The following is a 14,705-nucleotide window of genomic DNA, read 5'->3' on the forward strand; positions in this document are numbered from 1 at the left end:
GGGGTTTTTGCGCGCCGGTTTTTTGCGCGCGTCAAGCTGACGCCGCCCTATGCTCAACGAATATTTGACAGACTTAAACGACAACTATGGCTATTGAAGATTATCTGAACGTTGCCGAACCCACCGACCAGGTCATTGAAACCGACGCCGTGATCGTCGGTGCCGGCCCCGTGGGTCTTTTTCAGGTTTTCGAGCTCGGCCTTCTCGAAATAAAGGCTCACGTCGTCGACTCGCTGAAAAACGTCGGCGGCCAGTGCATGGAACTGTATCCCACCAAGCCGATCTATGACATCCCGGCCGTGCCCGTGTATTCCTCCTACGAACTCACGGAAAACCTTCTCAAGCAAATTCACCCCTTCAACCCCACCTTCCACCTCGGTGAGGAAGTCAGCGTGGTGAAAAAGCGCGAAGACGGCCTTTTTGACGTTGAAACCGACAAGGGCACCAAGTTCCTCTGCAAGGTCGTAATCATCGCCGCCGGCGTGGGCTCCTTCCAGGCCCGCCCGCTGCGCGTGCCCGGCATCGAAAAGTTCGAAGGCACCCAGCTGCACTACCGCGTGCGTGACCCCGAACTCTTCGCCGGCAAAAACGTCGTGATCTGCGGTGGCGGCGACTCGGCTCTCGACTGGACGCTCAACCTCGTGGGCAAGGCCGAAAGTGTCGTGCTGCTGCACCGCCGCGACGGCTTCCGCGCTGCTGCCTCGTCCGTGGCCCGTATGCGCGAGCTGTGCGAAAACTGGGAAATGCAGTTCGAAGTCGGTCAGGTGACGGGCTTTGAAGAAAAAGACGGTAAGATGACCGAAATCCGCGTCACCGGCGGCGACGGCGTCGTGCGCCGCATGCCTCTGGACCACCTGCTCGTGTTCTTCGGCCTTCAGCCCAAGATCGGTCCGATCGCCGAATGGGGTCTGGAACTTGACCGCAAGCAGATCGTTGTGGACACGGAAAAGTTCGAAAGCTCCATCCCGGGCATCTTCGCCGTGGGTGACATCAACACCTATCCGGGCAAGAAGAAGCTCATCCTGTCTGGCTTCCATGAATGCGCACTGGCTGCCTTCGGCGCGTCCAAGTACGTCTTCCCGGAAAAGAAGGTGTTCCTGCAGTACACCACGACGAGTCCGAAGCTGCACAAGGTGCTCGGCGTTGAAACGCCCACCTTCGACGACTGATTCGTCTGACGTTACTTCGACAGAATCCGACGCCGGCCGCGGTCAACCGACTTCGGCCGGTTTTTTCTGTCCGGCGCAAATTGCTACACTCTCGATCGAACCATTCTTTGAGCTTTGAATCGATGCAAAAATTTGAGCGCGTTGCCGTCATCGCCAAGCCTCAGGGCGCCATCTCCCGCTATGTTCGAGAGCTGACGGATCTCATCACCCGCACGGGCTGCACGCCCTATCTGGACGAAAACGCCGCGGCCCACATGCCGAGCGACTGTCCTTTCGAGTCGGGATCAGCCGAAGAGATTGCCCGCGTATGCGACGTGGCCGTTGCCATTGGTGGCGACGGCACCATGCTCGGCGCCGCACGCGCCATGGCGGCCTACAAAGTTCCCGTGATCGGCATCAACGCCGGGCGCCTGGGCTTTATCACCGACATCGTGCTCGAAGACATGAATCGGCTGCTTCCTGCCATGCTGCTCGGTCAATACGTCGCCGACGAGCGCAGCATGCTCGAAGGCAGCGTCTGGCGCGAAGGCAATATGCTCTTTGAGGGACTGGCCGTCAACGACATCGGTATCAGCCACGGCCGCGCTCTGGGTATGGTCGAGTACACCGTCTACGTTGACGGTCTCCAGATGGCAGTGCAGCGCGCCGACGGCGTTCTGGTGAGCACCTCGACCGGATCGACCGCCTACGCGATGGCCGCGGGCGGTCCCATCATGCATCCGTCCGTTTCCAGCATGCTCCTGGTGCCAATTGCGCCGCACACCCTCTCCAACCGCCCGATCGTGCTCGGCTCGCACACGAAGATTGACATTGAGGTAAACGAAACCCGCAGCGCCGTGGCAAGTTTCGACGCTCAAGTACTCATTGACGTGCAGGCTGGTGACGTATTGCGCGTCAAAGTAAGCAAAGAGCGCTTCACCATGCTTCACCCGGTCGGCTACAACCACTTCGATTTGCTACGCCGCAAGCTCAAGTGGAACTACCTGCCGCAATCCGAACATCCGATTCACACACCCCTGCAGGATCAGACCACGCCGGTTCAGATTCCTCATCCGACAACCTCAGAAAAATCGTCAGACTAACACTTCAACCCATTTGATTCCATCGACAAACGTCCGGACTTGTCCTTTGCTTTCGAGAGTTAAGAATGCTTCAGTTGTTGTCCCTTAAAGATTTTGTGATCGTCCCCTCGCTTGTTGTGGAAGCCTCCTCGGGGCTAACGTGTCTGACCGGTGAAACCGGTGCGGGCAAATCCATTCTGATCGACGCGCTGGAACTCGTTTTGGGCGCCCGCAGCGACACAGGGCTCATTCGCGAAGGTGCACAGCGCACTGAAGTCTGCGCCGAATTCGATGTCACGCCGCGCGTGAAAAAGTGGCTCTCCTCGGCCGGTCTCGACGAAACCGACATCGTGATTCTGCGTCGCACGGTTGATATCAAAGGGCGGTCGCGCGCCTGGATCAACGCCACTCCGGTGACCGTTTCTCAAATTCGTGAACTGGGCGAACGCCTGGTCGACATCCATGGGCAGCACGCGCACCAATCGCTTCTGAAGACCTCGTACCAACTGCAGCTCGTCGACGGATTCGGCGGCACACAACCGCTACGGCTAGCAGTGCGCGAAGCCTGGCTCGAATGGCAAGAGCGCGTGAGACTTCTCAATCAGGCCACACAAAACGTCGAACAGCAGCAGGCAGAGGCCGAGCGGCTGGGCTGGATCAACGAACTCTTTGACGAACTCGATCCCAGGGAAGGTCAATGGGAGGAACTCTCCAAGGAACACAGCCTGCTTTCAAACGGCGCAGAAATCGTCAGCCACATTCGTGCCGCAACCGACGCTCTCTCACAGGGAGACGTGACGGCCGTCGGATTGACGATGCAGGCGCAGGCCGATCTGAGCGCCGCAGCCAAATTCGATCCGGAGCTTGCGCAATACGAAGAGTCTCTATCAGAAGCAAGCGCTATTCTCGAAGACATTTCGCGCGACCTTTCACACCACCTCGATCGTTTCAACGTCGACGAATCGCGCTTTGCAGAAATCGACGAACGTCTGTCGATGTACTGGAAGCTCTCGCGCAAACTGCACCGCGCTCCCGAAGATCTTTTTGCGTACCGCCTGGAAGTCAAGGCACGGCTCGAGGAACTCGCTGAGAACGCCGACATCGAGCTTTTGGAAGAGAACGAAAAGCGCGCCAAAGAAGTTTTTCTGAAACGCGCAGCAGCGCTCACCCAAGCGCGCATGAAGGCCGCTCAGGATCTCTCAAAAGCAGTGACTGATGAAATGCAGCACCTGTCCATGACCGGAGGTTGTCTGCAGATCACGCTCCCGAAGTGCGAACCCTGGGCAGGCGGCTTGGAGCGCTGTGAATTCCTGGTGTCAGGGCACGCCGGAGCCACGCCGCGACCGCTCACCAAAGTGGCCTCCGGCGGCGAACTGGCCCGCATTTCGCTTGCCATTGCCGTGATCACCGCACAGATCACGCCGGTACCCACGCTTATTTTCGACGAGGTCGACAGCGGCATCGGCGGAGCCGTAGCCGAGGTCGTCGGGCGTCTGCTGCGCCGTCTCGGTCAGACTCGACAGGTGCTTTGCGTCACTCACCTTCCTCAGGTTGCAGCCTGCGCCAACAACCAGTGGCTTGTGCAAAAAGAAACGCTCAATGACGTGACGACGAGTTCTCTGAAACCCCTTTCGGAGGAAGAGCGCATCCGCGAAATTGCCCGTATGGCCGGTGGCCTGCAGATCACCGACGCTACGCTCAAGGCCGCGCAGGAACTTATCGAGAGCGCAAAACAGGCCGACGAGACCGTTGAGAAAAATTAAGCGAGAAAATCGTCTCCGACCTTCCCGCTCCTCAAACTTTGCCCCGACCTTGATGCCGGGGCATTGTGTTTTTAGTCGTTGACGACCTTCACGGAAGGCATCACCTGACTCATGTCCTTGGCAGTACGCGCCACGTAAGCAGCCGCACGCAAGGCGATCTGACGATAAATCGAAGCGATTTCACCATCGGGATCAGCCGCCACGGTGGGCAGCCCCGAGTCGGCCTGTTCGCGGATGCGCGAATCAAGCGGCAACTGGCCCAAAACAGGAACCTTGTACTGTTCGCTCATGCGCTTGGCACCGCCTTCTCCAAAGATGTGTTCGAGGTGCCCGCACTTGGGGCAGCGGAAGAGCGCCATGTTTTCCACGATACCGAGCACCGGCACCGAGACCTTTTCAAACATACGAAGGCCCTTCTTGGCGTCCAGAAGCGCGATGTCCTGAGGCGTCGTCACTACAACGGCCCCTGTGACCGGAACAGACTGCGAGAGCGTAAGTTGCACATCACCCGTTCCCGGGGGCATGTCGATCACGAGGTAGTCGAGGTTATCCCAAGCAGTCTGATTGAGAAGCTGGGTGAGCGCCTGCGCGACCAGCGGACCGCGCCAGATCATCGGCTCTTCCGGATCAATCATGAAGCCCACGGAGTTGATCTGCAGACCCAGGCTTTCGATCGGATCCATGTTGACGCCGTCGCGGCTCGTCGGCTGACCTTTGGCACCCAACATCGTGGGTTGCGAGGGACCATAGATATCGGCGTCGAGCATGCCCACGCGAGCGCCTTCGGCAGCAAGCGCCAGAGCAAAGTTGGCTGACACCGTGGACTTGCCCACGCCGCCCTTGCCGGAGCTGATGGCAATAATGTTCTTGACACCCGCCATCGTCTTGAGCGTGCGCTGCACACGGTGAGCAATGATTTCGCCCGAAACCGTCACAAGCGCGGAAGCCGCACCGGCCTGCGTGAGCGCCGTCTTGACACGGGAAGCCAATTCGTCGGCAACACTCTTGACGGGGTAACCGGGACACACGGTCACGGCAACGGCATCGCCGTCGACGACGACATTCTTGATGGCCTTAAATTCCGAAAGCGGCAGGTTGAGTACCGGATCAAGCACTGCACCTGCAATCTCCTGCACTTGTTCTTTGGTCAGCATGGGATAGTGTTCTTTCTTAATGGTGGCGACAAGCGCTTCACAGTTCGTCGCCGGTTGCGTAAACAATGCGCAGGCACGCGTCGCACCCGCGCATGGAGTTGGAGTTTACAAGGAAAAGTCCGAGCTATCTAGTCGGACATTTGACCAAAGCTCTTCTGAGGAGAACGAATCAGCCTTTGACGCACAGAACCTGACGGAACTTGTGGATCACGCGTACGAGATCGTTTTGGTTTTCCATCACGGAGTCGATGCGCTTGTAGGCAGCAGGAATTTCATCAAGCACACCGGGATCCTTGCGACACACGATGCCTTCGGTCTGCGCCTTGAGGTCCTCAACGGTAAAGCGTCTCTTGGCATCCTGTCTTCCGTAGCGGCGACCGGCACCGTGCGCAGAGCTCATAAAGGACTCCTCATTGCCCAGTCCTTCGACCAAGTAAGACGCGTCACCCATGCTGCCCGGCACGAGACCAAGTTCGCCGATACCAGCACGAATGGCTCCCTTGCGCGTGACGTAAACCTCTTCTCCGAAGTGCGTTTCCTTTTCGACGTAGTTGTGGTGGCAGTCAATCAATTCACCGACGGGCTCAACATGCGGCCATACGTCTTCAAGCGACTTGATGACGTCGTCGACCATCGTGCGGCGGTTGGCGCGTGCATAGTTCTGTGCCCAGTGCACCGCCTGCATGTATCGGTCGAACGCCTCTTCGCCTTCCTCAAAGTAAGAAAGCGCGCCATCAACAAGTTCGATGCCTTTGGCTGCCGTCAGCGTCTTTGCTTCCTTAATGAAACGCGACGCCATAACGTTGCCGGCACCGCGAGAACCCGAGTGTAGCATCACCCACACGCCGCCTTCTTCGTCAACCTCAAGCTCAATGAAGTGGTTGCCCGAACCGAGCGTACCCATCTGAAGCCGCCAGTTCATGTTTTGCATCGGATCGAGAATGCCGGGATTTTTGGATTCGATTTCTGCCATCTCGTCGGAAAACGGCAGGCACATTTCCGTGCGGCAGTTCTTCTCTCTGTGCTGTGTCAGGCCCACCGGCGTGCGACGCAAAATCGCCTGAAATGCGGCGACAAGCTGTTTTTCTGTGAGTTCGCTTCGCTCGAGATTGAGTTTGACGGCGGCCATACCGCATCCGATGTCCACGCCGACGGCAGCCGGAATCACGGCTCCTTTGGTGGCAATCACGCTTCCGATGGTCGCGCCCATGCCAACATGAACGTCCGGCATAGCAGCGACATGATGAAATACAAACGGCAGATCAGCCACGTTCTTGAGCTGTCTGACGGAACCTTCGTCGACGTCGTTTGTCCATATTTTGACGGGCACGCGCGACGATTCAATGATCTGCTTGATTGGCATTTCTCTTCTCTTTTTTCTTTTGTTGGGTCGTCCGCACAGGTCAGCCTACAGCATGGTGCGTCAACAAATGACGCAGACGAACACATGTCTCTTCGCTGTGCTTTTGTCCTCTCTTTTCGGCGCACCGTCTAGCGCAGTAAAATGTCGGATTGCACCGCGACTCCCTACGTTCGCGGCCTTCTTTTTTTAACCGATTTTTCTGATAAACAATGAGCAACGCCAAGCGCAATATTTTCGTGACCACCGCTCTGCCTTATGCAAACGGCGCCTTCCATTTCGGCCATATTCTGGAATACATCCAGGCCGACATCTGGGTGCGCCACGAGCGAATGTGCGGCAACAACGTGCATTTTGTATGCGCTGACGACGCTCACGGTGCCCCGATTATGATTGCGGCGAGCAAACAGGGTGTTACGCCGCAGGAATTTGTCGCCAAGATCTCTGCCGGTCGCCAGCAGTATCTCGACAACTTCTACATCAACTTTGATCACTGGCACTGCACCGAAAGCCCGGAAAACACCGAACTCTCGCAGGACATCTATCGCCGTCTGAAGGATGCCGGTCTCATCTACACCACTGACATCGAGCAGTTCTACGACGAAGAAGTCGGCATGTTCCTCGCCGACCGCTTCATTAAGGGCACCTGCCCGAAGTGCGGCGCGCCTGATCAGTACGGCGACTCGTGCGAAAAGTGCAGCTCGGTGTATTCGCCGACCGACCTGATCAATCCCTACAGCGCCATCTCGGGTTCCGTACCGGTTCTGAAGACCTCCACGCACTACTTCTTCCGCTTGTCGGATCCGCGTGCTCAGGCCTTCCTCAAAGACTGGACGATGGGAAATGGCGCCGACGGCAAACCCCGCGTACAAGCTGAAGTGCTCGCCAAAGATAACGAATGGCTCGACGGCAATCTTGCCGACTGGGACATTTCTCGCGATGCCCCCTATTTCGGCATTGAAATTCCGGATGCACCCGGCAAGTACTTCTACGTTTGGCTTGATGCGCCGATCGGCTACCTGGCCAGCTTCAAAGCCTATTGCGCCAAGAAGGGACTCGATTTCGTGCAGGAACTGTCGCGTCCGGACACCGAACAGATTCACTTCATCGGCAAGGACATCATCTACTTCCACACGCTCTTCTGGCCGGCCATGCTGCACTTTGCAGGCACCCCCTACCGTGTTCCCGATCACGTCAATGTGCACGGCTTTATGACCGTCAACGGTCAGAAGATGAGCAAGTCGCGCGGCACCGGCATCAGCCCGATGGACTACCTGGGCCTCGGCATGAACGCCGAATGGATGCGCTACTACCTCGCCGCCAAGCTCAACAGCCGCGTCGAAGACGTCGACTTCACTAAGGGTGACTTCCAGGCCCGCGTCAACTCCGACCTGATCGGCAAGTACGTCAACATCGCCAGCCGCGCCGCCGGCTTCATCTTCAAGCGCTTTGAAGGCCGCGTGTCCGATGCCGCAATGAATGACGAAATCCTCACGAGTATTCGCGCTGCGTCCGAGGACATCCGCAACGATTACGAAAACCGCGAATACGCTCGCGCCATGCGTCGTGTGATGGAACTCGCCGACGTCATCAACGAATACGTCGATCGCGAAAAACCCTGGGAACTTGCCAAGAATCCGGAAACCGCCGACAAGCTTCAGTACGTTGCGTCCGTTGCGCTCGAAGGCTTCCGCTTGCTTACGCTCTACCTCAAGCCCGTGCTGCCGGCAACAGCCGAACGCGTCGAGAAGTTCCTCAACTGCGGCTCCATGCAATGGGACAGTGTCAATCAGACGCTTTCAAGCGAACGTCCGATCTCGAAGTTCGAACATCTGATGGGACGCGTGGATCGCGAAAAGCAACTCGACGTACTGCTGCCCGATCCCGACAAAGCCGAAGCCAAGGTACAGAAACCTGCGAAGAAGGCTGAAGCAAAGCCTGCCGTCGAAGCCAAGCCCATTGAGGCAACCGCCGTCAGTGCTCCCGAAGTGGAAGCGGTGGCCGACATCTGCACCATCGACGATTTTGCCAAGATTGATCTGCGCGTAGCGCGTGTCGTCAAGGCCGATCATGTCGAAGGCGCCGACAAGCTCATCCGTCTCGAGCTCGACATCGGCGACGGCCGCAATCGCCAGGTTTTTGCCGGTCTCAAGGCCTACTACAAGCCAGAAGAACTCGTGGGCAAGCTTGTCGTGATGATCGCCAACCTCGCCCCGCGCAAGATGCGCTTCGGCCTGAGCGAAGGCATGGTTCTGGCGGCAAGCTATCAGTCCGACAAGGGCGCCGGCGTCTATCTGATCACGCCGTTTGAAGGCGCTCAGCCCGGTATGCGTCTGCGTTAATCCGCAGCTCCCACCGGTCTGTCTCGGCCCGCGTCTTTCTGCTGAAGGCGCGGGCCTTTCTTTAGCCGATCAACGCAACGGCACGCACCGGAGCGCCGTCGCCGGCGGCTAGCTTCAAGGGATAGGCCGCAAACAGGATTCGAGGTTCAGTAAGCAACATTTCCAAACCCGTGAGGTTTTCCACCATCAGTCCGCCGCCGCTCAGAAACCACAACCGGTGCAAATCCACGCCTTCTCGATCAAGCCCCGAGCAGTCCAGTCCGATGCCTTTGCGCGCGATCTTTGCGGCCGCCTTGACGAAGGTTTCGGTAAATCGCGGTTCCGTCCCGAAATACGCGTCGCTGCCCCACTTCTCGCTTTGCCCCGTACAGAGCAAAAGCCAATCGCAAGGCTCAATGCCGTCAAGCGCCGTCGCATCAACCTCACCCAAGCCGCGCAGATCCGCCACGCGGGCCGACCCCGAAAATGCCGTCAGCGGATAGTCTCCGAGCCGTTTGCCGCCGTGCATGACGTGCGCCGCAGCATCAATGTGCGTCCCCGTGTGGGTCGCCATGGAAATCCGCGTCACGCAGCAGTCGTCGTGCGTGATGTCAGCCTCCGTTTCCAAACGCGGAGCCGGATCGCCGGGATACGGCTTCGTGGCGTTGTCGACAACATGCGACAGATCCGCCACGCGCAGTGACGCGAAAAGTGCTACCACCGCTTTCGGCTGTCTTTCCATAATCGGGCACTCCTTGCGTTTTCAGTCCAACAAAAAACCGGCCGCAAACAAAAGATCGAAATCCATCGTTTGTCGGTCCGGTTTTCCATCAAGCCGGCCGCGAGCTCTGAACACAGTCTCGCGGCGGCTGCTTTCGTCGCCTTTAAACCATCAGGAAGGCGCAGGCAAAGACGGCAATGATGCAGGGGATCGCGGTGCGCTTGATCACGTCGATCGGGTTGACCATGGCAATACCCGAGACGAGAATCGTCACGCCAGCCAGAGGCGACATCGTACGGCCAAGAGCGCCGGTGAGGAAGGCCAAACCGCCCAGACCTTCAATCGTCATGCCGAAGTCCTTGGCGTGCGGCGTCACCGTTTCGTTAAAGGCCAACGTGGCAGCGTCGCCCGAACCCGTGATCACACCCATGATCCAGGGACCGAGGGAACCGCCCCAGCGAGCGATGTCGTTGGAGTCCTTCAGAGCGTCAACGCAGGCGTCGATCAGACCCGTGGCGCGCAGACCGGCGGCAAAGACACCGGCGGCGATGATGATGCCGAGCACGTCAGCATAACCCTTGCCCATACCGTCAAAGAACTTCTTGGAGAATTCCTGCGGGTTGCTGAGCGAAACGAGCAGGGCGCAGATCGCACCGATCAACATAGCCTGAGCAACGCCCATCTTGATGGCGGGAACCCACATGTTGCCGACGACCAGAATCGTGATCGGAACGAGCGGCACGAGAGCCTTGAGAGGATTCGGCGTGAAGTCTTCGTTCTTGATCTTGGTTTCGTCAACCTGGGCGTTCGTATCGCCCTTGCCGTCGCCCATCAAGAAACAGACCACGGCCGTGCCGACCACCAGAATGGCGCCGCACATCAGCGAGTAGTAGGTGTGCGTGCCGATGAATTCCATCACGTCCATGCCGGCCATCTTGGCGACGAACGGGTTGTGCGAGGTACCCGGCGAGAGATAAGAGCCGATCGTGCCGGCCAAAACGGCGGCAGCAGCGGCGGCAGGCTTAATGCCCGCGCGCAGCATCAGCGGAATCAGCGTAGAGCCCACGGCGGCGGCGCAGCCCGCGGCCGACGGAATGGCGATGTTCACGAAGAACGTGATCACTGTCGAGACAGGGACCAGGAAAAGGCCCAAGCCGCGAATCGGAGCGGCCAGGTAGTGCACGAGCGAGCGGTCGCACTGCGTGTAAGTAGCCGTAAAGGCAAAGCCCATCGAACCGCAGATTGCCATGATGAGCGAATTGTTCGTCATCGACTTGGCAAACTGGTTCAAACCCATCATCGGGTCAAGACTGATGATGCACAGGAAAAGACCGGCGGCAATCAGCACCAGACGCGTTTCCCAACGTTTGATCAACGCCCAAATGGTTACGAAGATCACTGCAACGGCAATCCAGGACAGTAGTGTCATGAATATCTCTCCTTAACCGGGCTGCTTTTCATAAGACGCAGCCCCTACGAGTTTTGATCTGCCTATTCTAAGACGGCAACGCCTTGAAAGGAGATGCAACCTTTTGAAACGAACAAATTGGACGAAAACTTTTGCGCCGATAGGACTAAAACTCAGCGGTTAACAAAAAAGCTCCCGCATCGGAGAGCTTTTTCGTGTTAGGCCGCGGCGTCGTTCGGACGCCTCAATGAGCCTTAAACCGAGAAGGACGAGCCGCAGGAGCAGGACGTCACCGCATTGGGATTGCGGATCACAAACTGCGAGCCTTCGAGATCTTCCTTGAAGTCGATTTCGGCACCGACCAGGTACTGCATGGAAAGCGAATCAACGAGGAAAGTCACGCCGTCGCGCTCAATGATTTCGTCGTCTTCCGCCGCCTTTTCTTCAAACTGGAAACCGTACTGGAAGCCCTGGCAACCGCCGCCCTGCACAAAAACGCGCAGAGGCATGTTGGGATCTTCTTCGGCAGCAAGCAGCTCCTTCACCTTCGCCACGCAGGCGTCCGTAAAGACCAGCGGTTCGGGCGCTTCTTCCGGGGAAGGATTCTGCAGTTGGGTGTTCTCTTCAGTCATATCTCAATCTGTCTCCCGAAAAAGCACGGCAAATCAATTCGTTGGCCGTGCTTCAGTGTCAAAGTGGTGCCATTATAACGGTCGCTTCGGTGCATATATGGGGCCGCTTTGGCCGTTTTCAAAGCCTCTGCGAGAAAACCGCCGCAGGGCTCTGTCCCTTGGGTACCATCACCCAGGCGCTCACGTCGCTTTTTTGGCTGCCTGCGCGATTGCCCGCCTCGTTTCCGAGTCCCCAGAAGTAGTCAAAGCGCAGCACGCCCTTGATGGCGCCTCCCGTATCCTGAGCAATTACTGGACGAACAAACTGCATCGCGGGCATGCTCTGGCTTGCGGCCGTCACAAAGGGCACTCCGAGTTTCCAGTAGCGCCGATCAACCGCAACGGAAGCCAGAGGCGTAAGCGGCACGCCCTGAGCGCCCACCGGTCCCTGATCGTCGGAGTAGCCCGTGCGCTCGGCAAAGAAAACGAAGTTTGGGTTGGCGTTCAAAAGCTCCTGCCGGCGCTGTGGATTGTCTCTTACCCACTGCTTGATGCGTTGCATGCTCATTTCATCACGCGTCAGTCCCGCATTTTCAATCAGCCAGGCGCCCAGGCTTCTGTAGGGATGCCCATTTTGATCCGCGTAGCCGATACGAAGGAGCGAACCGTTGTCAAGCAACACGCGCCCGGATCCCTGGATCTGCAGAAAGAACGCCTCCACGGGGTCGTCGGCCCAGCAGATCACATGCTTTTTCTCCAGATCCTTGCGAGAGGCGATGCCCTTGCGATCGTCGTAAGGAACTAGCTTGCGGCCCTGCAACTTGCCGCGCAGCCGCAGCCCCTTTAACTGAGGGTGAATCGAATCGAGCTCCACCGTGATGAGGTCGTCGGGCACGCCGTAGATCGGGTACTGATAGATGCCATGACGCACGCGGCTAGCGCGCAAAATGGGCTCGAAATAGCCCGTCATGAGCCCCTTGTCGATAAAAAAGCCGCTTTGCGAATCCCTGGCCGAGACTTTCCAGAGCTCAAAATTGCCCTCGAAAAAGGCACGGGCAAGCCCCTGAGGCATTCCTTGCGCATTGCGGCATGCCTCGCGCCAGAGCGAGTGATGCTGCATGTTCGTGCATGACACCTGAAACGCCTTGAGGGCCTGTTCCCAGTCTTCATCGCGCGTGACGGGCAGATCGGCAAACTGCGCCGGACGCAGACGCACGTCGCCCGCGACAAAATCTTGCGACTCGGGCGTCGGCGGCACCGTTTCCTTTTCTGGGGGCGTTTCCTGTTGCGGTGCCGTGCTGCACCCAAACAAAAGCAAGCTGCCGACCAAAGCCGCCGTCATTGGCCAATTGATCATGAGAAAACCTTCCTTCAGAGTTCGTTGTCGGCGAGGAACCGCTCCTGCACCGTGCTGAGCCAATTGCGCCCGAGGGGCGTACACACAAGCCGTTGAGGATCTTTGGCTAGAAGCCCTTCGCCACGCAGCGCATCAACCGTTTTTCCGATCACGTCAAAGGACAACCCCGTGGCCTCTTCCCAAAGGCTCACAGGCACACCGTCATAGAGACGCAAAACGTTGAGCATGAATTCAAAGGGGAGAGACTCGGCAAGCACGAAACTGAGTTGAGCGGCAAATCGGCCGTTGGCCGCATCGTCCATGTATAGCTGCGGATTAGCTCGCCGTTCGGTGCGAAGAATGCCGCCTTTGGTCGTAATCTTGCCGTGCGCGCCGGCTCCCACCCCGATGTAGTCGCCAAATGTCCAGTAGTTGAGATTGTGACGGCAACGGTGTCCCGGCTTGGCGTAGCCCGAAACTTCGTAGTGCTCAAACCCGGCTTGCGCAAGGATTGAAGCCACCGTCTCGCCCATTTCCGCAGCCGTATCATTATCGGGCAGTCCCGCGGGCTCTCGCTTATAAAAGGCCGTTCCCTCTTCAATCGTGAGCTCGTAAAAAGACAGGTGCGTTGCACCGCTCGCCACGGCCGTGCGGGCATCCTCCACGGCACCATCCATCGACTGCCCTGGCAGGGCATACATCACGTCCAGATTGATGTTGTCGACATGTTTGAGCGCCGTTTCGACGGCTTGCAGCGCCTGCCTGCGATCATGGATGCGCCCGAGCGCCTTGAGCCTCTCATCGTTAAAGCTCTGCACGCCGATGGAAAAGCGATTGACACCGTTTGCGACGTAACCGGCAAAGCGGGCCGCCTCGTGCGTACCCGGGTTGGCTTCCAACGTAATCTCAGCGTCTTCGGCAAAGGGAAGACGCTCGCGCAAACCGTTCATAAGCGTCTCAAAGCCCGCCACCGACATCAGGCTCGGCGTACCGCCACCGAAAAAGACGCTCGAAACGGGCCTGCGGCCGGACAGGGCCACCGCCGCATCTATGTCCTTTAAAAGCGCGCGGATATACCCGGCTTCATCCGCACCCGAGCCGATCGCATGCGAATTGAAGTCGCAATAGGGGCACTTGCGCACACACCACGGCCAGTGTACGTATAGTGCAATGGGCTTGACATCAGCGGCCGACACCCCAGCGCTCCTGCATTTCCGTAAGCAGCAGACGCATGGCCTTGCCGCGATGGCTCAGACGGTTCTTCTCCTCAGCAGACAACTCTGCTGCCGTGCACCCCTGCTCGGGCAGGTAAAAATGGGGATCGTACCCGAAACCGCCGTCCCCCTTGGGAGACGCGATAATTTCACCGTACCAGCAGCCTTCGCAAACGATTGGATCGGGATCGTCGTGCGAGCGCACCGCTACGAGCACACAGGTGTAGTGCGCGCTCTTGTCCTCAAACTTGGATAGGCGCTCGACCAGCTTGGCGTTGTTGGCCGCGTCGTCGCTCTTTTTCCCGCTGTAGCGGGCCGAATGCACACCGGGTTCGGTCACGAGAGCATGAGCCGTAATGCCCGAGTCGTCGGCCATCGCAGGAAGGCCCGTTGTCTTGGCCGCATTGCGCGCCTTAGCAAGCGCATTTTCCAAGAACGTGCAGAAGGGCTCTTCGCAAGGCGTCACACCGAGCGCCCCTTGGGAAACCACCTCAATGCCATGATCAGCAAAAAGCGCGCCGAACTCGCGTAGCTTTCCCTTATTGTCCGAAGCCAGAACCAACTTCACTTTTCTCCTCCGTTGCGTC

12 protein-coding genes are annotated in these 14,705 nt (G+C 58.1%); 4 read left to right on the plus strand and 8 right to left on the minus strand.

Annotated features, from left to right (window positions below; all coding sequences use genetic code 11):
* Positions 1 to 86: 86 nt before the first annotated feature.
* The 3 genes from DW133_RS01145 to recN all read left to right on the plus strand — a co-directional run bounded on the left by DW133_RS01145 (position 87) and on the right by recN (position 3,993).
* Complete coding sequence (locus tag DW133_RS01145) at positions 87 to 1,169, plus strand: NAD(P)/FAD-dependent oxidoreductase (RefSeq protein ID WP_118274388.1); 1,083 nt, start codon at positions 87 to 89, stop codon at positions 1,167 to 1,169.
* A gap of 122 nt (positions 1,170 to 1,291) precedes the next feature.
* On the plus strand, positions 1,292 to 2,251 hold the full coding sequence (locus DW133_RS01150; protein ID WP_118274390.1) for an NAD(+)/NADH kinase: 960 nt from the start codon (positions 1,292 to 1,294) through the stop codon (positions 2,249 to 2,251).
* A 65-nt stretch (positions 2,252 to 2,316) separates the two neighbouring features.
* Positions 2,317 to 3,993 carry a DNA repair protein RecN gene (gene recN, locus DW133_RS01155; RefSeq protein ID WP_118274392.1) on the plus strand — a complete coding sequence of 559 codons (1,677 nt, stop codon included), beginning with the start codon at positions 2,317 to 2,319 and terminating at the stop codon, positions 3,991 to 3,993.
* A 71-nt stretch (positions 3,994 to 4,064) separates the two neighbouring features.
* On the opposite strand, the gene apbC is transcribed toward recN, so the two are convergent.
* Together apbC and DW133_RS01165 are read right to left on the minus strand one after the other, a co-directional pair.
* Positions 4,065 to 5,168 (minus strand): iron-sulfur cluster carrier protein ApbC, encoded by a 1,104-nt coding sequence (gene apbC, locus DW133_RS01160; protein ID WP_255415069.1) that lies wholly within the window; start codon positions 5,166 to 5,168, stop codon positions 4,065 to 4,067.
* Positions 5,169 to 5,316: 148 nt separating this feature from the next.
* Positions 5,317 to 6,510, minus strand: coding sequence for an RtcB family protein (locus tag DW133_RS01165; protein ID WP_118274394.1), 1,194 nt, complete (start codon positions 6,508 to 6,510; stop codon positions 5,317 to 5,319).
* 209 nt (positions 6,511 to 6,719) lie between these two features.
* Between DW133_RS01165 and metG the strand changes: the two genes are divergently transcribed.
* Positions 6,720 to 8,849, plus strand: a complete 2,130-nt coding sequence (gene metG, locus DW133_RS01170; protein ID WP_118274396.1) for a methionine--tRNA ligase — start codon at positions 6,720 to 6,722, stop codon at positions 8,847 to 8,849.
* A gap of 61 nt (positions 8,850 to 8,910) precedes the next feature.
* On the opposite strand, the gene DW133_RS01175 is transcribed toward metG, so the two are convergent.
* The 6 genes from DW133_RS01175 to rdgB form a co-directional block, all read right to left on the minus strand.
* Positions 8,911 to 9,570 (minus strand): cyclase family protein, encoded by a 660-nt coding sequence (locus DW133_RS01175; RefSeq protein WP_118274398.1) that lies wholly within the window; start codon positions 9,568 to 9,570, stop codon positions 8,911 to 8,913.
* A gap of 142 nt (positions 9,571 to 9,712) precedes the next feature.
* Positions 9,713 to 10,978: a C4-dicarboxylate transporter DcuC gene (gene dcuC / locus DW133_RS01180; protein WP_118274400.1), complete on the minus strand. Its 1,266-nt coding sequence runs from the start codon at positions 10,976 to 10,978 to the stop codon at positions 9,713 to 9,715.
* Positions 10,979 to 11,211: 233 nt separating this feature from the next.
* Positions 11,212 to 11,589, minus strand: a complete 378-nt coding sequence (gene erpA, locus DW133_RS01185) for an iron-sulfur cluster insertion protein ErpA (protein ID WP_118274402.1) — start codon at positions 11,587 to 11,589, stop codon at positions 11,212 to 11,214.
* A 118-nt stretch (positions 11,590 to 11,707) separates the two neighbouring features.
* Positions 11,708 to 12,925, minus strand: a complete 1,218-nt coding sequence (locus DW133_RS01190) for a murein transglycosylase A (RefSeq protein WP_233542068.1) — start codon at positions 12,923 to 12,925, stop codon at positions 11,708 to 11,710.
* A 14-nt stretch (positions 12,926 to 12,939) separates the two neighbouring features.
* Positions 12,940 to 14,100 (minus strand): radical SAM family heme chaperone HemW, encoded by a 1,161-nt coding sequence (gene hemW, locus DW133_RS01195; RefSeq protein WP_118274406.1) that lies wholly within the window; start codon positions 14,098 to 14,100, stop codon positions 12,940 to 12,942.
* Complete coding sequence (gene rdgB / locus DW133_RS01200) at positions 14,087 to 14,686, minus strand: RdgB/HAM1 family non-canonical purine NTP pyrophosphatase (protein ID WP_118274408.1); 600 nt, start codon at positions 14,684 to 14,686, stop codon at positions 14,087 to 14,089. The genes hemW and rdgB overlap by 14 nt, the downstream gene beginning before the upstream one ends.
* Positions 14,687 to 14,705 lie beyond the last annotated feature (19 nt).

It is taken from the genome of Sutterella sp. AM11-39 (assembly GCF_003472385.1).
Taxonomy (GTDB): Bacteria; Pseudomonadota; Gammaproteobacteria; order Burkholderiales; family Burkholderiaceae_F; genus Duodenibacillus; species Duodenibacillus intestinigallinarum.